The following is a 20,452-nucleotide window of genomic DNA, read 5'->3' as shown; positions in this document are numbered from 1 at the left end:
GAGGGGTCGGACGGTGGGTGATTCGTCGCAGAAGCGGTGGCGAGGTCAGACGCTCCAGGATCGTTCCCTGAAGCGGCGCGACCAACTCTTGGACGTCGGTGAGAGGTTGCTCGGAACCTCTGGTGCCGGTGCGGTGACGATGCGGGCGGTCGTGCGAGAGGCGGGCCTCAGTCCACGCTACTTCTACGAGACCTTCTCCGGCCGAGACGATTTCCTTGTGTCGATATACGACAGGGTCGAATCTCGAGTCCTCGAGCGGGTGGCCGCGATCGAGACCGGCGGCGATTTCCGGGCGTCGGTCCACGCGGTGTGCCGCGCGTGCGGTGAGTTCTTCGAGGAGGATCCGCGCCGTGCTCGCATCCTGCTCCGTGAGCCGCTGAGCGACGATGTCTTGCGTGAACACAGTGCGAAACGATCGCGGCTGTTCGTCGAGACGACCATGGGCCTGTTGGGGGTCGACGACGAGCTCGTTCCGACTCCGGGGCGCTTACCGATCATCGCGACCGGCCTGTCGGGTGCACTTGTCGCGCTCTACCTCGACTTCGCCGACGGCCGGTTGGCTGTCGATCGCGACGAACTTGCGGACGCCGCGGTCGAGATCGTCTGTGCCCTGGCTGAATCGGCGGGACTGCGCGGCGCGGCGCCCGAATGAGTCGACGGGGTCAGTGCACGGAGATCGGGCTCCGCGCGTCGTCGTCCTTCTCGAGTAGGAAGAAGTGTGGGCGGTCCTCCGCACGCGACTGCATGGCGCCCAGCACCACGTTCGGCCCGGCTGACTTGAACAGGTCGATGACCGGTTGCTTGTCGTAGATCATGGCGGCGGTTTGCTCTCCGCGGTAGTCCATCATGCGCACGGACGCGGCTGGGCGGTCGGCGGGCGTGATCGGGACCGTGGCGTTCAGAACCCGACGCAGCAACCGGTCGACCCGCTGCGGGAGTTTCGGTGGTCGAAGGAACAGTGGGGTGGGTATCAATGCCGGGTTCAAGGGGTGAATTCGCCCGGACTGGGTCTGGATCAGGATCGGCAGGGCATTGCCCTCGCCGTCGAAGTGCTTGCCGTACCAGCCGATCCGCTCCAGGGACCCATCCAGCCTGTGCTTCGTGAGGATCTCGGTACCGCGCCACCGTCCCCGCAACTCGCCGGCCTCGACGGCGGGTAGCTCGTCGAAGACTTGTTGTACCGCAGAGTATTCGCCGAAGGTGCGACCGTCGGCGTGCCGGGTGAGCTGCGTCGACGCGAACGGGAACGATTGCGGCTCCGTGTGCGACGCAGTGAGTCGCAGAGCGTTGTCGAGGAGCTGGGAGGTCAACGGGTCGTCGCGACGATACAGATCATGCACCTTCGTGGTGAGCGATGCGCTGCTGCCGAGGCGTCGGAAAAGGGGTTGCACGGCAACGTACATCAGACGGAGAAGCGGATCGGCGATCGTCGGCACGCCGTTGCCGCGTCGGAACACCTCGGGGAGAACGGCCAGACACATCAGTTCGGACAGTCCCAGCACCAGGTCGACCGCGACGTGCCGCGGACGACGGCCGTTGCCGAGTGTCGTCAGCAGTCGGATGGCGCGCAACCGGTCCGCAGACCAACCCTGCTTGGTCCGGAACTGGTCTGCGACCGAGTCGTAGTAGTCGTCGAGCTGGTCCGGGCTGGTCGGGAAGGCGTCGCGGGGTACACCCATGAGAACAGCGATCTGGGCTCCCTCGGAAAGGTATTCGCACACCTCCTCTTTCGTGAGACGCCGAACGCGTCGCCCATCCTGGTAAGCGAAGTTCTCATACGCGAGCATTGCTGCGTGAACGATCGTGACCGCGGCGAAGAGCATGCTCGACTCGTCGGTGGCGGCATACTTCTCGCTGGTACCGGCAATCGTCCCGCGCATCGGTCGGTGGTAGTTGAACAGTTTGCGAGCGGCCAGGTCGGCCTGGCTCTTCGATCCGAAGAGGATCGGAGCGGGAACGCTGACCGTCCGCTGTACCCGCTCGAAGAAGGTGACCTGGGGTCCGTCGGGGACTCGGGCTGTGCGCGACGGGGCGCCGAACACGGGATCGTGCTCGGCGAGAACGTGCTGGAAGACGATGTGTGGGGATTCCAGTGCGTTGGTGATCTGGGCGATCATGACCTGCGTCGCAGGGTGTAGGAAGACTTTCCACGACCACGAATCGGGGCCGAAATAGCCTACGTCTCCGTCGGCGGACCGCTCCAGCAACTCTGATCGGTCGGGTTCCGACATGGCTGTACCTCGTCTCGACGTCTGACATCGCACGATACAGGAATCGGGTGATTCCTATGACTGTGGGATGGTGTCATCTGCATGGCGCCGTTGTCAACGGCAGCGTCAGTGGGACACGTCGAGGGGTGGGCGGACCGCATGAATCCCCGACTGCGCCGCTGACGCGATCATCCGCTCGGTGAGTTCGGAATCGGCCTGTGCGCGTCGCGGATCGGCCACGTCGCGGTCCCACATCGTGCGGCCACCCACCACGACCTCGCGTAGGTTGCGCAGTCCGCAACCGAGCACGTAGGTGGCGACGGGGTCCCAGATGGGGCCGAGGTGGGGGGACCGGGGATCGACGACGAGGAAGTCCGCGAACTTCCCGACCTCCAGCGAACCGACCTTGTCGGCCACGCCCATCGCCGACGCCGACCCGAGCGTGTGGAGGGCGAGCATGTCGACGGGGGTGAGAATCGCGGCGTCGCTGTGCTTTCCGCGCTGCAGGAACAGCCCGGTGCGCATGTTCTCGAACGGGTCCGACACGTCGGTGCACGACTGGTCGTCCACACCGACGCCGACGGTCACCGAATCCCGGAGCAGACGGGGGATGTCGGCGATGCCGGAACCGAGCCGACCGTTCGACATCGGCTGCCACACCACCGCCGACCCCGTGTCGCGCACACGCGCGACCATGTTCTCGGTGGGGTGCACGAAGTGTCCGAAGGCGAAGCCGGGGCCCAGAACGCCTGCGGCGTCGTACCAGTCGAACTTCGACTGCTGGATCTCGATCTGCTCGGCAGTCTCGACGAAGTGCGCCTGATTGGTGATCCCGTACCGGTCCATCAGTGCCCGTTCGCGTTCGGCGGTCGCTTGCGACGACGACCACTGCACCGAGCCGTAGACCGAACCACCCAGATCGAGGTCGCGGTCGACGGTCGCCAGGTGGCTCATCACCTCGTCGAAACCGGCGAACGCGGCGTCCTCGCCGAGTTGCTCGTCGTCGAGTCGCACACTGGTGACGAATCGGATCCCGGTGGCCGCCAGGCCGTCCACCTGGGCGGTGACGAACTCCGGAGAATGCACCCGAGCCGCCTTGAGGACGGACTCCTCGTAGTCGAAGAGTGCCAGGACGCGGGACTGGGTGAAGTTGTACACGGAGGTGATTCCCGAGGACAGGTGATCGAGCCCGCCGGCCAGCGTCATCCAGTACAGGTCCTGCGCTTCGGCGCCGAGCAGCATCGTGCTGTTCAGCGTGACCCATTCATAAAGTGGGCTGTTGGGCGCCACCCCGCGCATCCCGCCGGTGTAGATGTGACTGTGTGCCGAGACGAAACCGGGTGCGAGGAAGGCGCCGTCGAGATCGTGGCGGGGGAGCGGTGCGTCGGCCGGCGGTGAGCCCTCGCCCATCCCGGAGATCCGGCCGTCCTCGCCCACCGACAGCCATCCCCAGAACCAGGGCCTATCGCCGCTGACCGGCAGTACGAGGGCGTTGTGGTAAGTGCCGGTCATCCCGGTAGAACCTCCGAATTCCAATGATTTCCGTTGTCGGTGAACCGTACTCGCTGCGACGGCCCGTCCGGGTCGCCGCGCCAGAAGGTGATCTCCCGCAAGTCGACGGCGTACCCGGTCCAGGTGGGCGGTGCGGTCAGTCGCGGGTGGGCCGAGTCGTAGTCGGACCATCGCCGACGCCGCTCCTCGGGTGGCATTGCGGCGAGGTCGTCGTCGTTCAACCATGCCAGGAGTTGCAGGTACCGGGAACGGCGCGAGTAGGCCTCGGACAGTTCGTCGTCCGACGCTCGCCGGACGTCACCGTGCGCGACGACCTGCCGGCCGACGGCGGGCCAGGCGATCGCGATCGAGGCCCGGGGGTTGTCGGCGAGTTCGGCCACCTTGGCCGACCGGCTGTCGGTGTGGAAGTAGACCGCGGTGTCGTCGGCCTCGGTGATCAGCACGTGTCGGACCCGGGGATAACCGTCGGGGCCGCACGTCGCCAGTGCCATCAACGGCCGTGGCTCGTCCGACGGGGGAAGCCAGTTCCGCAGCAGCGTCATCGGGTGGACCGAGAGCTGATCCGCGCTCGCGCAATCGGTTCCGAATCCGGTACCGCTGGTGATCAACGCCCCACCCGGCCCGGGTCGAAGGTGGCGATCTCCGGCAGCGCGGCGACCAGGTCCTCGACGCGCTCGTCGAAAAGCTTCGCGCCGATCGAGGCGTCGGCTCCAGTGGGGTCGCCGATCACCCCCGACTCGGCGAAATCGGTGGACAGCCAACCGAATCGGACGGTGCCGGCGAAACCGACGTGCCCGGCGTCGGCGACCGCGTCCGCCACCGTCGCGACCGCCTTGTCCATGTGCACGAGATCCGGCCGGAGGTGCAGCATCATCGAGGTCTCCGCCCAGCCCGCGTGGATACCGAGTCCGCGCTCGGTGGGACCGGGGTGACCCGGGCCGGAGGAAAAGAAGGTCTGCAGGTCGAACCGTCGTCGGAGTTCGCGCGCGGCGACCTCGATCAGTGCGGAGTTGCCGCCGTGCGCGTTGAGGAACAGCACACGACGCGCCGGGGTCTGTGCGAGCGACGCCCCGATGTCGACGATCGTCTCGAACAGGGTGCTCGCCCGCAGCCAGATCGTGCCCGGGAGCCGCGAGTGCTCGTCGGATTTGGTGTAACCCAGCGCCGGCAGGAGCCAGACATCGTGCCCCGCGGCGGCACCGCGGTCCACGACGGCCTCGGCGACCGACTCCGCGACGATGAGATCGGTGGCCAACGGCAGGTGCGGGCCGTGCGGTTCGATTGCGCCCGTGGGTAGTACGAGAATCGAGTCCCGCGACAGGGTGGTGCCGATCTGTTCGGTGGTCAGCTCGGCATAACGCCGATGCGCGGCCGGGCGCGTCGTCCTGGTGGTCACCGTGTTCACATCCACCTTCCGGGATTGAGCAGACCCTTCGGGTCGGTCTGGTGCGCCAGCGCGCGGACGCGCTCGGCATCGAGATCGACGTACCACTGGTGCGGGGAGTGGACGCCGACCCCGAGATCCTCGAGTGCGGCGACGCCGTCGATGACCTGCTGCGGACTGCGGTAGATCCCGTTGAGCATCCCGAACATCATCTCGTGGCCGACCTCGAGATGCAGCATGCCGCCCTCGTACACCTTCTCCACCTCCTCGAGCCGGGTGACGAGTGCGTCCCCGCGTACCTCCATGTGGAACCACCTGTCCGGCTGCGACTTCTGCAACCACCACGTCGGGTGGTTGTAGGAGAGCGTCGACAGCTTGACCGTCTCGGCGATGCCCTCGCGGACCGCTTCGACGCGGCCGCCGGCGGCGACGACCAGGTCGGTGGTCTCCGCCAATGCCCGGGCGTCGATGATCCCGCGCACGCTGGCGCGACCGCGGACGAGCGCGGGGTCGTCGGGCAGCGCCCCCGTGATGACGGGGCCGTCCGCGGACAGCAGACGCGGCTTCGGTTCGACCGCCGCCAGTCGGAGCGCCGCGTCGAACGCCTCGCGTGTGGAGCCGAAACTCGCGTACACGCAGCGCCATTCCTGCAGCGGTTCCACCCGGACGGTGGCGCCGACGATGATGCCGGCGACCCCGTAGGTGTGCACGAACGGGGTTGCGTCGTCGCCCTCGAGATGGACCACCTCGGCCTCGCCGGTCGCATGGACGACATCCAGTGCGTCGACGAACCCCTGATGGTTGCGGCCGTGCACGATCGTGCCGGTACCAGCCGAACCTCCCGCCAGGAACCCGCCGAGCGTCGACTGGACGGTCGACGGGTACATCCACAGCTGGCTGCCGTGCGACCATGCGGTCTGTTCCAGGTTGATCATCCGCGCGCCCGCCTGGGCGGTGACCGAACGGTCGGTGACGTCCCCGATCGCGGTCAGCGACGTCATGTCGAGGACGAGTCCGCCGAAGCGCGGGATGACCTGGCCGTAGTTCCCGGTTCCCTTGCCGCGCGTGGTGATCGGTACGCCGCGGGCGACCGCCGCGCGGACGATGTGGGGCACCGCGTCGGCCGTGCGCGGGTAGCACACGAGATCGGGTCGGCCGAGATCCTGCGCCGACAGGATCGGACTCATCCCCGAGCCGTCGCGGGCCGCCCGTTCGAGCGCGCGGGGAAGTGAGCTGATGCCACGCGGGCCGACGATCGCGAGCAGGTCGTCGGCCAGCGCATCGACATCCTCGGGGCCGAAGTCGGGGCGTCCCTCGTCGGTGCCGACCGCGACCACCGGAGCGGTCATGACGGCAGGCCCACCGAGGTGTCGATGAAGCGGTTGGTCGCGATCGCCTCGGGCGTCAGGCCGTCGGCTGCGGGCGTGCCCTGCTCGGTGAAGATCGGCCCGGTCACCTCCATCACCCGGGCGACGCGCGCGGTGTCGAAGTTGCCGATCGTCGTGTCGGTGCCGTTGCTCACCAGGTTGAGGTCGGCCATCGTCTCCCGCGCGTAGTCGGCGTTCCGCTGGGAGTACACCCACCCCGTGTCGTACTGCTCGACGGCGTCGAGGATGACCGCGTCGGCCGCCTGCGGCGACGCCAGATAATCGACCGAACCGCGCTGCAACACCGGCACCAGCTGCTCGAGGCAGGCGGCGTTCTCCTCCAGTGCGTCCGAGCGAACCGCCACCGACGACTTGTAGGACGGGAAGCCGACGTCGTGGATCAGCTGGTACTTCACCGGCTTCTGCCAGCCCTCGACCTCTTCCTGGTAGACCTGCGGCTCGGAGCTGGCGAACCCCTGCTGGGCGGTCTTGCCGCCGTCGGAGACGAAGTTGGCCGGCGACCCGTCGTAGCTGCCGTCGACCTGCGCGGGGGAGAGGACGCCCGACCCGGTCAGGTAGTCCATGTAGGTGGCCCCCTCGAAGTACAGGACGCGCGCGTTCGCCGCCTTGAGGTCGGCGATCCCCTGGACCTGCGGGTAGGTGGCGGGATCCCACATGATCATCTGCGGACTGATGTCGAGCGGTGCCATGACCGCCGTCGTCGGGTTGTCCTTCGAGTTCTGGATGGCCTGATCGGTGTCGACGTAACCGAGGAGGATCTCCGGGTCGGAGTACATCTGCGAGGTCACCGACTGGAAGCCGATGGCGGGTCCGCCGGCCCGGATCTCGATGTCGACGCCGGTGTATTCGCCGCGGTCGAAGAGCGGACCGACGACGCGCTTGTTGCCGGCATTGATCGCGGGGTCGGGGCCGAGGAGTTGGTAGAGGTGGCCGTGTTCGGCCTCCGGGTTCCAGTCGGTCTGGATGACGACCTTGTCGGGACAGTTGGCGCTCAGGTCGACCGGACCGACCGCCCCCGTGTAACCGGAGGATTCGGTGCTCTCCCCGGAACTGCACGCGGCGGTGAAGGCGAGGGCGGCGGCGACGACGGCGACACCGGTGGTCTTGGACAGGCGACGCCAGACGGGTGTGTTCATGAGATGAGTTCCTTTTCGGGCTGAGAGATTCCGGAAGTTGGATGGAGGATCATGGGGTGTCGACGACAGGGACCCACCCGCTGGTTGAGCCGGCACCGAGCGCAGCGAGGAGCCGAAACCCCCGCTGGTTGAGCCGGCACCGAGCGAAGCGAGGAGCCGATACCCCCGCTGGTTGAGCCGGCACCGAGCGAAGCGAGGAGCCGAGTCGAAACCACCCGGCGAGAGAAGATCAGGTCAGCGCTGGTACCAGCGTCCGACGATGCGGTTGCCGAGCCAGCCGAAGAACCAGAAGACGGCCACGCCGAGAAGTGAGGCGAGCACGATCGAGGCGAACAGTTCCTCGGCTTGCAGTCGCGACCGGTAGTTGTCGATCAGGATGCCGATGCCGGGATTGCCCTGCTTGAAGAAGAAGTCGCCCACGATGGCGCCGACCACCGACAGGCCCGCCGAGATGCGGAGACCGGCGAAGATGGCCGGCATGGCGGCGGGGAACTCCAGCTTGCGCAGGATGGTGACGCGGCTCGGATGGTGCAGGGCGAAGAGATCCCGCATCTGCCGGTCGACCGATCGCAGGCCGAACAGGGTGTTGGAGACGATCGGGAACAGCGAGATCAGTACACACACGAAAACCCGTGCACTGAAGCCGAATCCGAACCAGAATCCGACCAGGGGGACGAGCGCCAGGATCGGGACGCACTGCAGGACCACGGCATACGGGAAGAGGGCGTTCTCCATCAGCCGCGACTGCGACATGATCACCGCCCACGCGATGCCGATGATCGCGGCGATCGCCAGGCCGGTCAACGCGACAGTCGCCGTGCGGCTCAGGGCCTCCCACATCGCCTGGGCGGAGTCGCCCAGCAGTCCGTCGGTGACGACCTGGTGCGGGGGCGGCATCAGGAACCGACGGCCGGGATCGAGCACCGCGTAGCTGACGAGGTACCACGCGCCGATGACCAGCGCCAGCACGACGAGCGGTGCGGCCACTCCGACCATCTTCGACCGGGAACGGCCGCGTCGACCCGTGCGCGCGGCCACGGCGAGCTCGGTGGTCGAGCCCGGGTCGGGTGTACTGCCCTTGCTGGTTTTCGGGGTTCGCACGCCCGGGGCGGTCTCGGTGCCGGTGTCGGGGGCGCTCATGAATGTGCCTCTCGGAGTGCGCGGGAGATCCGGCCGGCGATCGTGCCGAACTCCGGCTCGAAACGCAGGTCGGGCGACCGGGGATAGTCGAAGGGGACCTCGATCTCGTCGACGATGGTTCCCGGCCGTCCCGACATCACCAGGACACGAGTGGACAGGAACGCCGCCTCGGCGACCGAGTGGGTGATGAACAGGCCGGCAAAGCGTTTGACGGCGAACAGCTCGGTCAGGTCGGTGCCGAGCCGTTCGCGGGTCAGTTCGTCGAGTGCGGCGAACGGCTCGTCGAACAGGAACAGGTCGGGATCGAGCGTCAGCGAGCGGGCCAGCGACACCCGCATCCGCATGCCGCCGGACAACATGTGCGGCAGGTGCTTGTCGAACCCGGTCAGTCCGACCGTCTCCAGCGCCGCGCGAACTCTTTCGCGCCGTTCGGTTTTCGGTGCACCGTCGAGTTCACCGAGCAGTGCGACGTTGTCGGCCACGGTCCGCCACGGGAGCAGGGTGGCGTCCTGGAACACGTAACCGATCCGTTCGGCACCGCTCTGCAGGTAACCGTCGGTGATCGTCTCCAGTCCCGACGACAACCTCAGGAGGGTCGACTTGCCGCAACCCGATGGGCCCACGACGCTGACGAACTCGCCCTCCCGCACGGTCAGGTTCACGTCGCGGAGGGCGTGAGTGCCGTCCGGATAGGTGAGCTCCACGTGTTCGAAGCCGACGAGCGGGTGACCGAGTGCCGGTCTGGGGGTCGTTGCTGGTGAACTCATCATCTCTCCATGCCGACGGGGGACAGGCCCAGCGGTGATGCTGCGGCTGAGGACATTCCGGCCGGCGATGCTGCTGCCGGGGACGTGAACGCGACCGGGAACGCCGTCCAGGTCGTGGACTCGGTGCGTGCGACCGGGGCTCCGTTCACGATCACGACCCGGTCGGCCGGCGCGGTGGCGATGACCTCGGCGAGATCGGCGCCGCGGATGGCGACGAGGTCGGCGCGGGCTCCGACGACGGGGCCCGCGGGCTCCAGTCCGAGCACGGCACGTGCCTCGGAGGTGACCAGATCCGTTGCGGTGTCCGGGTTCTGATGCGCCGCGGTGATCAGCAGGGCGGCGGTCTCGAGGGGGTCGGCCCGGCCCACGGGGTTGAACGGGTCGCGGATGTTGTCCGCACCGCCGGCGACGCGGACGCCGTGGTCGCGCAGCACGTCGATCGGCGTGATGCCTCGTCGCCCCGCGGACGGTCCGGATCGGCCCTGGAGGTACAGGTTCGTCACCGGCAGTGCGACGACCGAGACACGGGCCCGGGCGAGCGCCCGCGCGACCCGTTGCAGATCGTCGGCGGCCAGGGTGTCGAGGCGGCAACAGTGGCCGGCCGTGCGTATCCGGTCGTCGGGCCAGTCGGCGACGCGGTCGGCGAAGGCCTCGATGGTCAGGTGGTCGCCGTCGAGGAATTCATCGACGTGCAGGTCGGCGCCGATACCGCGCGCTTCGGCGAGGTCGAGCAGTCTCGTGAGCTCGGCGAGCGGGTCGTCGGCGATGTGCGGGGCCCCGCCGACGAGGTCGACGCCGGCGTCGAGCGCGGCCTCGATGTGCGCGGTGGGCGTGAGTGGGCTCGCCAGGACCGCGACCTGGATGTCCATCAGTCCGCGCAGGTGCTCTCGGACCTCGGTGAGCACGCGGACGGCTCGCAGTGGGTCGTCGTGCGAGAGCACGTCGGCGTGGGTGCGCACCGCGGTGATGCCGTTGCGCAGCATGGACGAGGTCGCCCGGAGAGCGCGCGTCCGGAAGGACTGCTCATCGAGGGAGACACTGCCGGCCCGCCAGGAGGCGATCGCGGCGTTGAGGTCGCCGCTCGGCGGTGACAACTCCGGCCACGACAGGGCCTTGTCCAGGTGGGCATGGGGTTCGGCGGCGGGTGGGAGCAGCAGGTGGTCGCGGAGATCCAACCATTCGGCGGGATGCGGGGCATCGGGAGAGAACGGTGAGACGGCGCGGACGCGGTGGATACCGTCGGCGTCGGCGGACAGCTCGACATCGACCACTGACCCGTCGGCCAGTGAACCGGTGATGCCCGGCACGGGCGCTGTCTGCGGAGTCGGCATTGATGACACTTCCTCGAGGACATCGAAATGACGTGCGACGGTGCACGACTGGGTCGGTGGTCCCGCTGTGGCTGGGGTCGGCGGGGGTGGGGCGGTTCGTGATACTTGTTGATCACGTCAACACGTCCGAATATAGGAATGCGCTGTTGCCACGACGTTAACCAGCGCTGCGGGCGTGTAACCATCGGTTCTGCAGGAAGGGTGTGAGCCACATGGCGCTCGACGAGCCGGACGTCGCGCAGGTGTCGCTGGGTGCCGAGATCCGCCGACGACGTAAGCAGCATGGCCTCACGTTGACGAATCTGGCTGCGCAGGCCGGTATCTCGCATCCGTTCTTGTCGCAGCTCGAGCGCGGATACGCGCGTCCGAGCATGACGACCCTGGAACGGATCGCCAGGGCGCTGGACACCACCCAGGTCAGTCTGATGCTGGCCGCGGACCCTGCGCACGTGGCGGGGGCACCGTCTCCGGCACCCGTCGGGACGCAACTGGTGCGTGCCGGCGAGGGCGCGGTCCTTCCGCAGGCCGGCGACAACGCCGGATACGCCCGGTTGCTCGTTCGAGGGGACGCCGCGTTCTTCCCCCAGGAGCAGTTGTTGAACCGGCGGGACTACGGCGAGTACTTCCAGCACGAGCAGGACGAGTGGTTGCATGTCGTCGACGGCGAGGTCGAGGTCGACCTCGGCGACGGAAGTCTCCTCGAATTGCGAAGAGGCGACAGCCTTTACTACGCTGGCGGCATTCCCCACCGGTGGCGGCTCACCGGTTCCGAGGCCGCTCGGCTCGTCGTTGTCCAGGCGTCAACGCAGGTGTCGGAGATCCGCGACGGTGGGGGTGGTTCCCGTGGCTGGGAATCCCGGCGGAGATCGTAATACCTAGGAGATCTCCGATGTCTGTGTCAGCGAACGACCTTCGAGATGGACTGCGTGTCCGTGTGGTGTCACGGCGCCGGCTCGCCCGTCGGGTGGACGAATTCGTCCTCGCGCCGGTCGGTGTCGCCGCGCTGCCGTCGTGGACCGCTGGATCGCACGTCGATCTGCACACACCGGCCGGCCCGGTCAGACAGTACTCGTTGTGTTCCTTCCCTGACGACACGAGTACGTACCGGATCGCCGTCGAGCGGCGGATCGACAGCCGGGGCGGTTCGGACTCCGTGCACGACGACATCCAGGTGGGCGGCGAGGTGTGGATCAGCCCGCCGCGCAATCACTTCGCGCTGACACGTGCACTCGGTTATGTGTTCGTGGCCGGTGGTATCGGCATCACCCCCGTCCTCGCCCTCGTCGACGAGGCCCGCCGTACCGGGCGGCCGTGGCGGCTCGTCTACGTCGGACGGTCCCGGGCGGAGATGGCCTTCGTCGACGAGATCGAACCCAGGTACCCCGGACTGGTCACGATTCACGAGTCGGCCCACTCGGGGCGCCTGGATCTCGGTGGCGTCCTGGCCGGGCTCGCCCGCGGCACCGCCGTGTACACCTGCGGACCGCCGTCGATGCTGGAAGCCGTTGCGCAAGTGTGTGAGCCGCAACCGGCCGTGGATTCGTTCGCCGAGAAGTTTACCGCCACGACGACGCAGTCCGCGGCTGACGCGGAGTTCGAACTCTCCCTTGCCTTCTCGGGCGTGACGGTGACGGTGCCGCAGGATCGCACCATCCTCGACGTCTTGGACGGACGTGGGGTGGTGGCGCCGTCGTCGTGCCGCGAAGGTGTCTGCGGAACCTGTGAGACGGGGGTGGTCAGCGGCGAGGTGGACCACCGCGACTCGATCCTGTCGCCGGAGGAGCGGTCCGAGAACGAATCGATGATGATCTGCGTGTCGCGGTGTACGAGCGGTCGTCTGGTGCTCGAGCTGTGACGGTCACGGTGCTCACCGGCGCCGTGGCGGTCCTACGTGACGCGTCGATGGTCACGCGCGATCCGGTCGTGGTCGACGACCGGCGGATCGGGGCCGCGGTCGGCGGCCGGGCCGCCGCGGACGAGGTCGTCGACGTCTCGGGGTGCGTCGTCACGCCCGGTCTCGTGAACGCGCACCACCATCTGCTGCAGACCGCGTTCCGGTCGCGTCCGGAGAGCCGGTCGGTACCGATGCCGCAGTGGCTCGGCCTGATGGCGCAACGCTATTCATCGGTCGGTGTCGACCCCGAGCTCGTCGCCGCGGCAGCGGCTGCCGGGCTCGCGGAATCCCTGCTGTGCGGTGTGACCACGGTCGCCGACCATCATCTGACCTGGCCCGGTGGTCAGGACCCGGTCGCGTTGGCCGGCGGGACCATCGATGCCGCCGCACGGGTCGGTGCGCGATTGGTCTTCGTCCGGGGCACTGCTCGCGACGACCCGCAAGCCGCAGCCACATCGGTCGAGGACATCCACCGAACCCATCTGGGTGCGGGGGCAACCGGCACGAGCGCGGACGGGATGCTGCAGCTGGCCGTCGGCCCGTCCGGCGTGCACAGCGACGGGCCGGAGACCTTCGCGACGCTCGGCGAGGTCGCATCCCGACTCGGCCTGCGTCGTCGTACGCAGGCGAACGAGCAGGTCGATGTGCAGGTCGCCGCGGAACGATATGGGCGGCGTCCCCTCGAGTTGCTCGACGAGTGGGGTTGGCTCGCCGACGACGTCACGCTGGCGCATCTGTGCGAGATCACCGACGACGAAGTGGCTCTGGTCGCGCGATCGGGAGCGTCTGCGACCCACGCGCCCGGGTGCGACGTGCCGATGGGATGGGGCGTCGCGCGGGTCGCGGCGCTCATGTCCGCAGGTGTGCGGGTGGGACTCGGCACCAGCGGCGGCGGGAGCAACGACGCCGGGCACCTGCTCGCCGATGCCCGACTGGCCATTCAGGTCTCGGGATTGATCGGTGAACCGGTCACCGCCCGTGCGGTTCTCGCGATGGCATCCGAGGGTTCGGCGGGCGGTCTCGGCCGCACCGAGCTGGGGCACCTGCGGCCCGGTGCTGCCGCCGACCTCTGCGTGTGGGACTGCTCCGATGTTTTCGACGCCGGGGTCACCGACCCGGTCGACGGCCTGCTGTGGGCCGGCCCGGGCCGGCGACCCCGCGACGTCATGGTCGCCGGCCGGTGGGTGGTACGCGACGGAGAACTCGTGACCGCTGATTCACGTTCGCTCGCAGCCGAACTCGGGACACTGCTCGACTGGCGGCAGCGTTCTGCTCCCTGATCCGAGAGAACCACAGAACCGCTGGTCCGTTGGGTGCAGCGACGGCCTCCCTCTGCTCCCTGAGGTGCGAGCGAAGCGAGCCACGAAGGGCTTCGCAACGTGTCTCACCAGGCCCTTCGTGGCTCGTCGCTATCGCTCCTCACTCCTCAGGGAGCAATGGGGTCGCTTCTTTCGGATCAGCAAGCAGGGGCTGGCTCGCCCGCCGTCAGGAAGTGGCCGTCGCACACGGCGGTGCGGGTGCGTCCTGGGACAGCGGCTTGTTCAGCGGCATCAGGTACAGGACGATCAGCACGACCGGGGTGGTCCCGAGATTGGTTCCCTCGTGGGTGTTCGCCTTGCCCCCGGGTTCGGCGATGATCTCGCCGGTCCGGTACACCACCGGCTTGCAGTCGGAGCCGGGGTGGGTGAGGGTGCCCTGCCGGACCAGTCCGTAGAGCGGGCCGTCGTGATAGTGCCACCCGGTGGTGCCGCCGGGGGCGATGGTGATCTCCCGAACCTCCACGTGTACGCCGTCGGGCACGAATGGTAGGAGGTCGGCCGGGATATCCGCCTTGGCCAGGCTGACCGCCGAGACTCCGGACGAAGGCGTGGAATTCGCCGTCCCCGACGACATCGCGAGCGGCGTCAGGAGAGCGGCCGCGGCGGCGAGCGTCGCGACGGCGGTGCGCAGGAGTGGTGTCATCGTCCGACCGTACGTCGGGCCGACGCACCTCATACCCGATTCGTCCGATTCTGTTGTGCGACAGTCCTGGACGATTGACCCGAACGGTCCTGGGTACAGAGCGGTGTGCATACGATGACGGGACCGGGTCGGTGATGGTTCGGCACGAACTCGAGGAGCCGCCGATGTCTCGCTTGCCGAATGTCCTGGTCGTCGGCGTCGGCGTCGGCGTTGCCGTCCTGTCCATGGTGATGGGCGTGGCGGGTGTGCTCGTGCCCTCCGCGGGATCTGCGTCGGCGGACACCCTCACCGGTGTCCCATACGCCAAGGCGACGGCCGGCGCGCCATACCGGGAGACCTGGGTGTCGCCCCGCAATCTCGTGGTGTCGGTGTGGTCACGGTCGATGCAGACCCAGGTCCCGTCGCTGGTCCAGACGCCCGCGAACCGGAACCAGGCCGCACCGGTGATGTACCTGCTCAGCGGATCGTCCGGTGGCGAGGACAACGACGACTGGACGCACGCCACCGACGCCAACGCGTTCTATGCGAACAAGAACGTGTGGACCGTGGCCCCGATCGGGGGCGCGGCGAGCTACTACGCCGACTGGCGGCGCGTCGACCCGGCCGCGAACTTCCGGTTCGGCGTGAAGACGTCACGGCCCCTGCGGTGGGAGACCTTTCTGACCTCGGAGCTGCCCGCCGCCTTCGAGAACGCGCACGGGGGACGATCCGGCCCGGGACGCTCGCGCGGGGTCGCGGGGATCTCGATGGCGGGTACTGCCGTGCTCCGGATCGCCGAGAACCACCCGGGGTTCTACCGGGCGGTGGGCTCCTACTCGGGATGCGCCGACACCGCGTCGCCCACCGGGCAGTTGCTGTTGCGCAACGTGGCGTTCGTCCCCGGACTCGCCGACGCCAGCAACATGTACGGCCCGCCCGGGGACCCGCAGTGGGCAGCCCAGGATCCGGTGATCAACGCCTACAAGTTCGGGCGTCGCACCCCTGCCCTGTGGATCAGTGCGGCGACCGGATTGCCCGGTGCGCACGACAATCTGTCCGACCGGCGGATCGCCGGCAACGTGGGGGAGCTCGCCGAACAGGTCGCGGCCGGCGGATTCGCCGAAGCGACCGCACGATCGTGCACGGTGACGATGGCAAACCGCCTCGCCGCGCTGCGCATCCCGGCCGTCGTCCGGCTCCCGGCGACCGGTACGCATTCCTGGGGGTACTGGGAGGACCAGATGCATGAGTCCTGGCCGATGTTCGCCCGCGCGCTCGGCGCGTGACGCCGCGGGAGATGCACCGCGGACGGCGGTCGTCGTCGACCGCCGGACCTCGCATTTCAGCGTCCGTTCAACTCGGCGCACCTACGGTCGGGGCGTGATCTCCGGGCACGGCTCCACCCGACGAGGCCCAGTGGGCGATCCGCGATGACCGTGACCCGGCGCGGCCTGTGGCTCTCGCAACTGCTGCATCCCGAGGTCTCGCATGTCGTCGCGTTCGGCCTGACCCTGAGCGGCCCGCTCGATGCCGAACGACTCCACCGCACGGCCGGTGCCGTGCTCGACCACGTCGGCTGGTACGACGTGCGTCTGAGCCCGAATCGGTCGCCGGCCGACGGTCATCCGCACCCCCTGCACTCAGCCGGTTCCGGACTGGACCCGGTGGAATGCGTCGACCTGTCCAGGTGTGCCGATCCGGCGGCTGCGAGCGACTCGCGCGCCCAGGATTTCCTCGATGACCCCGCCGGTGCCGACCTCGGACTGCCGTTGTTCCGCAGCGAACTGCACGTTCTCGCCCCCGACTCCCACCGGTGGGTCGTGCGGGTGCACCACGTGCTCACCGACGGCGCCGGCGTCCTGCGGGTGATGGCGCACATCGCCGCTGTCTACGCGGGTACGGCGCGGCCGGACGAGCTGCGCCTCGCCGACGACCTCGAACTCGAGGCCGAAGAGGAGAGGTACCGCGATTCGCGACGCCGAGGGGCCGACGAACAACACTGGGCCCGACGACTCGACGGCCTCGCGCCGTCCCTGCTGGCCGGTTCCATCCCGCATTTCACGTCGTCGATCACGCGCGTCACCGAAACCCTGAGAAGTCCGCGCACCGCATCGTCGGCCGAGTTCGTCACCGCGTTCGCGGGCCTGTGCGCCCGGCTCCTCGACGCCCCGGACGTGGGATTGAGTCTCCCGGTCGCGGCACGTACCTCGGCGGCACGTCTCCGGGCGGTGCAGCCTGTCTCGAACGTCGTGCCCCTGCGCCTCGACGGAATCGGCGACCGCGACGCCGGGCAGGCCCTCTCCGCGGTGTCGTCGGCCCTGATCGAGGCACTGCGCCATCAGCGCTACCCTCGCGAGGACATGCTGCGGAACCAGCACGGGCTCAACGGCTTCGGTGCGGTGGTCAACCTCTTGCCGGGTTTCGGGCCGCCCGCTGTCGACGGCTTGCACTGGGGACTCGAGGTGATGCGGACCGGACCGATCTCCGACGTCGCGGTGACCCTGCACCCCGCCGATCAGAACGGTCGCCGGGCGGTGACCTGGGAAGCCCCGGACGCCGTCGTCGACACCGATGCGCTGGCCACCCTCGCCCGACGTTTCGACCGATACCTCACCGCCACGCTGCGCGAACTGGACGGTGGCCCAACGGTTCCCGACGATTCGGTGTTCGTCGACGGGGAGTGGGAGCGGTTTCGGTGCCGGAGCGGACCACCGGCACCGCCTTTCACGCCGACCGTGAGCCACCTGGAGGACCACCGTTCGGCGGACCCGGCGGCCATCGCGATCATCGACGGTGAGGTGTCGGTGTCCCGACGCGAGTTCGCGCGCCGGGTCGTTCGCGGGACCCGGTTGCTCCTGGAGGCCGGGGTCGGTGCGGGCGACCGCGTGGCGGTGTCCATCGAGCGGTCGGCGGCCTCCGTTGTCGCGTTCTGGTCGGTGCTGTGTGCGGGCGGCGTATGGGTGCCGGTCGGCGATCCGTTCGCACCGGACGCGAGAACGAGGGATCTGCTCGATCGCTCCGGCGCCAAGGTCGGATTGTGCGTGCCGGGCGCCCCACACCCGGGCTCGATCCGGTGGCTCGACCTCGAGCACGACGACCCCGGCTCCCCGATCCCCGATCGGTGGCCGGGTTTGGAACGCGGGCCCGACGATGCCGCCTACCTGCTGTTCACGTCGGGTTCCACCGGAACGCCCAAAGGCGTGATCATGCCCCACCGCGGCCTGCCCGCCCTGATCGCGGAGATCCGACAGACGTACGCTCTAGCACCCGGGTCACGCATCCTGCACGCGTCGTCCCCGACCTTCGACACCGGGATCGTCGAGATGCTGTGCGGGGTGGTCGGCGGGGCGACAGTTGTCGTCGCGCCGAGGTCGGCACCCGGCGGTGATGCTCTGGCACAGCTGATCCGACGGCATCGCGTCAGTCACCTCATCGTCACGCCGTCGGTCCTCGACACCCTGCCCCTGGATCTGGCCGAGGATCTGGTGCAGGTGATCATCGGTGGCGAACCGCCGTCGCCGCGGGTGGTCGACCGCTGGTCGGGTCGCGTCCGGCTGCGGAATGCGTACGGACCCACCGAAGCCCGGTGCAGCATCAACATCTCCGCTCCGCTGCTGCCGGGCGAGGCGATCACCGTGGGCCCGCCGATGGTCGGAGTCGACGAGGCGGTCCTGGACCGCCTCGGCCGGCCACAACCTCCCGGGGCGATCGGCACGCTCCACTGTGCGGGACCGCAATTGGCCGACGGCTATCTCGACGATTCAGCGTCCACTGCGGAGGCCTTCGTGCAGAGCACGTTCTCGGCCGAGGAGGTGATGTACCGGACCGGCGACCTGGCCCAGTGGACCGAGGCCGGTGAGATCCGACTGCTCGGACGCCGCGACGGACAGATCACCCTGCGGGGCTTGCGAATCGAACTCGCTGAGATCGACGCTGCGCTCGGACGATGCACCGACGTGCGGAGTTCCGCGACGATTCTGCGCGAGTTGCCGTCGGGCCGTACCGCTCTGGTGTCATTCGTCGTGCCGCAGCGAACCGGAACGGATGTCGACGCACCCGGGCTGCGTCGCGCGGTCGCCGGTGTCCTGCCGTCGTACATGGTGCCCGCGCTCATCATCGGCATCGACGCGCTACCCCGCACCGGCAACGGCAAGCTCGAAGTCGGAAAGCTGGTGGACCACCCGCTCCCCGGTCGCCGGTCGGTGCGCGGACCCGTCGGCTCGCACGAGACCCTGCTGGTTCGGGTCGTGGGCGAGGCGCTGGGCACTGATGAGGTCGATCTGTTCGCCGGCTTCCTCGAGCAGGGCGGCGACTCCCTGGCGGTCATGCGGGTCGTCGGATCGCTGATCGCGGCAGGACATTCCGAGATCGGGCCCGACGACGTGCTCACCGCGCCCGACCTGGAGACGCTGGCCGAGCGGATGGTCGAGCCGGTGCGCCCGGACGTCACCGTACGGCGGCCGGCCGCACCGGCCGACGACCGTCCGCTCACGTCCGCGGAACGGACGGTCGAACGCGCGCCGGGACATCCGCACGGGCAGCTGGTCCGCGTCGGATGGGTTCCACCCGAGACCGGGCGGCCCACCGCTCCCGAACTGCGAGAATTGCTCCGCGCGTTGGCCGATCGGCACCCCGCCCTGCGGTCGAGCTATCCGGACACCCCCGCCGGGCCGGTCCAGCGGGCGCTGGCCGGCGGCGCCGACGCAGCGGTCGATGTTGCCGTGCAGGTGGTTTCGGACCCAGACCCGAACCCGGGACGCCAGATCCTACGCGCACACGCCGAACAGATGTCGGCGTCGCTCGATGTCCGGGTCGCGCCGCCGTTCTGCGTGCGGATCCTGGCGGATGCCGACGGCGGTGTGATGGCCGCGGTCGCGGTGTTCCATCACATCGCGGTCGACGGGCACTCGCTCGGAACGCTGGCCCGAGAGGCGGACCTGCTCGCCCGCGGAGTGAATGTCCCTGCGGTGCAACCTATCTCGCCGCACGCACCACGCACTGACGACGACATGGACGGCCGGTCGTGGCACCAACTGCTCGGTGAGTCGCCTGCGGGGTCCTTCACCCTGGACGGGTTGGACCCCGTCTCCTGCGCGCAGTCCACGGCGGTTCGTCGCCGGGCTCTCGTCGACGCCGACGTCTACGCACGGTTCCGTGCCGGTGCGTCCGAGCAGGGCATGACCCCGTTCGAGGCATTCGGGAGATCGGTGTCTGAGGCGCTCGCGCGACTGACCGGACAAGACCGGGTGATGGCGGCCACCGCGGCGTCGACGCGGCCGGCGGGCGCCGAGGACACCGTGGGCGACTTCGTCGTCGCTGCGGTCACACCGCTCGACGCCCGCGAGGATGTCCGCGGCTCGGTCGAGCGCACCCGTCGGTGCATCGCCGCGGCGACCGGGCCGATGGAGGACGTGCTGGACGTACTGGGCCGGCCGGTCGTCGACGGGCGCCTCTTCCCGGTGCCGGTGCTGCTCGGCTGGACCCCGACGATCACCCGGCCGAGCGTGGGCGGTCACCTGTACGTGTTCCCACCGCGGACCACGCGATGGATGCTGCAGATCGAGGGCTCGCCGACCGCACAGGGGGAGCTGCAGGTCCTGGTGACCGGCGCGGCCTCCGCGCTCACGGGGCCCCGTGTCGAGCAGGTGCTCGCCGAGGTCGTCGCGTGCCTGCGGGAACGGTGATTCGAGAACCTCACCGGCAGAGCAGAACACCCCGCGGGCGAGGTGCCCGCGGGGTGTTCTCGATC

General features: G+C 68.9%; 16 protein-coding genes. 6 read left to right on the top strand and 10 right to left on the bottom strand.

The features are described from left to right. Nucleotides 1–106 precede the first annotated feature (106 nt). A complete protein-coding gene (locus MVF96_RS20255; RefSeq protein ID WP_247450237.1) occupies nt 107–652 on the top strand; it encodes a TetR/AcrR family transcriptional regulator in 546 nt (181 codons plus the stop codon). 10 nt (nt 653–662) lie between these two features. Here MVF96_RS20255 and MVF96_RS20250 read toward each other — a convergent pair whose 3' ends face one another. The 9 genes from MVF96_RS20250 to MVF96_RS20210 form a co-directional block, all read right to left on the bottom strand. Further along, nucleotides 663–2,231 carry an oxygenase MpaB family protein gene (locus MVF96_RS20250; protein WP_247450235.1) on the bottom strand — a complete coding sequence of 523 codons (1,569 nt, stop codon included), beginning with the start codon at nt 2,229–2,231 and terminating at the stop codon, nt 663–665. Between the two features lie 105 nt (nt 2,232–2,336). Next, nucleotides 2,337–3,722, bottom strand: coding sequence for an amidohydrolase family protein (locus tag MVF96_RS20245; RefSeq protein ID WP_247450233.1), 1,386 nt, complete (start codon nt 3,720–3,722; stop codon nt 2,337–2,339). Continuing rightward, the gene (locus MVF96_RS20240) at nt 3,719–4,330 is read right to left on the bottom strand and encodes a pyridoxine/pyridoxamine 5'-phosphate oxidase (protein WP_159371489.1); all 612 of its coding nucleotides are present in this window, start codon (nt 4,328–4,330) and stop codon (nt 3,719–3,721) included. Before MVF96_RS20240 ends, MVF96_RS20245 begins: the two co-directional genes overlap by 4 nt. Continuing rightward, nucleotides 4,327–5,127 (bottom strand): creatininase family protein, encoded by an 801-nt coding sequence (locus MVF96_RS20235; RefSeq protein ID WP_058249771.1) that lies wholly within the window; start codon nt 5,125–5,127, stop codon nt 4,327–4,329. Before MVF96_RS20235 ends, MVF96_RS20240 begins: the two co-directional genes overlap by 4 nt. Then, nucleotides 5,124–6,455: an FAD-binding oxidoreductase gene (locus MVF96_RS20230; protein ID WP_058249772.1), complete on the bottom strand. Its 1,332-nt coding sequence runs from the start codon at nt 6,453–6,455 to the stop codon at nt 5,124–5,126. The genes MVF96_RS20235 and MVF96_RS20230 overlap by 4 nt, the downstream gene beginning before the upstream one ends. Next, the gene (locus tag MVF96_RS20225; protein WP_247450231.1) at nt 6,452–7,630 is read right to left on the bottom strand and encodes an ABC transporter substrate-binding protein; all 1,179 of its coding nucleotides are present in this window, start codon (nt 7,628–7,630) and stop codon (nt 6,452–6,454) included. The genes MVF96_RS20230 and MVF96_RS20225 overlap by 4 nt, the downstream gene beginning before the upstream one ends. A 234-nt stretch (nt 7,631–7,864) precedes the next feature. Next, nucleotides 7,865–8,770, bottom strand: a complete 906-nt coding sequence (locus MVF96_RS20220; protein ID WP_247450229.1) for an ABC transporter permease — start codon at nt 8,768–8,770, stop codon at nt 7,865–7,867. Then, the gene (locus MVF96_RS20215; protein ID WP_247450227.1) at nt 8,767–9,537 is read right to left on the bottom strand and encodes an ABC transporter ATP-binding protein; all 771 of its coding nucleotides are present in this window, start codon (nt 9,535–9,537) and stop codon (nt 8,767–8,769) included. The genes MVF96_RS20220 and MVF96_RS20215 overlap by 4 nt, the downstream gene beginning before the upstream one ends. Beyond that, the gene (locus MVF96_RS20210) at nt 9,537–10,868 is read right to left on the bottom strand and encodes an amidohydrolase family protein (protein ID WP_247450225.1); all 1,332 of its coding nucleotides are present in this window, start codon (nt 10,866–10,868) and stop codon (nt 9,537–9,539) included. The genes MVF96_RS20215 and MVF96_RS20210 overlap by 1 nt, the downstream gene beginning before the upstream one ends. A 212-nt stretch (nt 10,869–11,080) precedes the next feature. Here MVF96_RS20210 and MVF96_RS20205 point away from each other — a divergent pair, with 212 nt between their 5' ends. From MVF96_RS20205 to MVF96_RS20195, 3 genes are read left to right on the top strand one after another with little or no spacing between them, the layout of a single operon-like run. Further along, the gene (locus MVF96_RS20205; protein WP_226514079.1) at nt 11,081–11,740 is read left to right on the top strand and encodes a helix-turn-helix domain-containing protein; all 660 of its coding nucleotides are present in this window, start codon (nt 11,081–11,083) and stop codon (nt 11,738–11,740) included. 17 nt (nt 11,741–11,757) lie between these two features. After that, entirely contained in the window at nt 11,758–12,723 is a 966-nt protein-coding gene (locus MVF96_RS20200; protein WP_226514078.1) for a PDR/VanB family oxidoreductase, read from the top strand. Beyond that, on the top strand, nt 12,720–14,042 hold the full coding sequence (locus MVF96_RS20195) for an amidohydrolase family protein (protein WP_247450223.1): 1,323 nt from the start codon (nt 12,720–12,722) through the stop codon (nt 14,040–14,042). The genes MVF96_RS20200 and MVF96_RS20195 overlap by 4 nt, the downstream gene beginning before the upstream one ends. 205 nt (nt 14,043–14,247) lie before the next feature. Here the strand turns inward: MVF96_RS20195 and MVF96_RS20190 are convergent, their stop codons facing one another. Then, on the bottom strand, nt 14,248–14,724 hold the full coding sequence (locus MVF96_RS20190) for a cupin domain-containing protein (protein ID WP_247450221.1): 477 nt from the start codon (nt 14,722–14,724) through the stop codon (nt 14,248–14,250). A gap of 164 nt (nt 14,725–14,888) precedes the next feature. Here MVF96_RS20190 and MVF96_RS20185 point away from each other — a divergent pair, with 164 nt between their 5' ends. Both MVF96_RS20185 and MVF96_RS20180 read left to right on the top strand, forming a co-directional pair. Beyond that, nucleotides 14,889–15,989, top strand: coding sequence for an alpha/beta hydrolase (locus tag MVF96_RS20185; RefSeq protein WP_247450219.1), 1,101 nt, complete (start codon nt 14,889–14,891; stop codon nt 15,987–15,989). 144 nt (nt 15,990–16,133) lie between these two features. After that, nucleotides 16,134–20,387 (top strand): AMP-binding protein, encoded by a 4,254-nt coding sequence (locus MVF96_RS20180; protein ID WP_247450217.1) that lies wholly within the window; start codon nt 16,134–16,136, stop codon nt 20,385–20,387. The last annotated feature ends 65 nt before the right edge of the window (nt 20,388–20,452 follow it).

Source organism: Gordonia hongkongensis (assembly GCF_023078355.1).
Lineage (GTDB): Bacteria > Actinomycetota > Actinomycetes > Mycobacteriales > Mycobacteriaceae > Gordonia > Gordonia hongkongensis.
This window is presented reverse-complemented; position numbering and strand designations above follow the sequence as displayed.

Excerpts from the sequence above, each read along its gene's own strand:
- MVF96_RS20250 (WP_247450235.1), bottom strand. The coding sequence starts at position 2,231 with ATGTCGGAACCCGACCGATCAGAGTTGCTGGAGCGGTCCGCCGACGGA.
- MVF96_RS20245 (WP_247450233.1), bottom strand. The coding sequence starts at position 3,722 with ATGACCGGCACTTACCACAACGCCCTCGTACTGCCGGTCAGCGGCGAT.
- MVF96_RS20230 (WP_058249772.1), bottom strand. The coding sequence starts at position 6,455 with ATGACCGCTCCGGTGGTCGCGGTCGGCACCGACGAGGGACGCCCCGAC.
- MVF96_RS20225 (WP_247450231.1), bottom strand. The coding sequence starts at position 7,630 with ATGAACACACCCGTCTGGCGTCGCCTGTCCAAGACCACCGGTGTCGCC.
- MVF96_RS20220 (WP_247450229.1), bottom strand. The coding sequence starts at position 8,770 with ATGAGCGCCCCCGACACCGGCACCGAGACCGCCCCGGGCGTGCGAACC.
- MVF96_RS20215 (WP_247450227.1), bottom strand. The coding sequence starts at position 9,537 with ATGAGTTCACCAGCAACGACCCCCAGACCGGCACTCGGTCACCCGCTC.
- MVF96_RS20210 (WP_247450225.1), bottom strand. The coding sequence starts at position 10,868 with ATGCCGACTCCGCAGACAGCGCCCGTGCCGGGCATCACCGGTTCACTG.
- MVF96_RS20205 (WP_226514079.1), top strand. The coding sequence starts at position 11,081 with ATGGCGCTCGACGAGCCGGACGTCGCGCAGGTGTCGCTGGGTGCCGAG.
- MVF96_RS20200 (WP_226514078.1), top strand. The coding sequence starts at position 11,758 with ATGTCTGTGTCAGCGAACGACCTTCGAGATGGACTGCGTGTCCGTGTG.
- MVF96_RS20190 (WP_247450221.1), bottom strand. The coding sequence starts at position 14,724 with ATGACACCACTCCTGCGCACCGCCGTCGCGACGCTCGCCGCCGCGGCC.
- MVF96_RS20185 (WP_247450219.1), top strand. The coding sequence starts at position 14,889 with ATGTCTCGCTTGCCGAATGTCCTGGTCGTCGGCGTCGGCGTCGGCGTT.
- MVF96_RS20180 (WP_247450217.1), top strand. The coding sequence starts at position 16,134 with ATGACCGTGACCCGGCGCGGCCTGTGGCTCTCGCAACTGCTGCATCCC.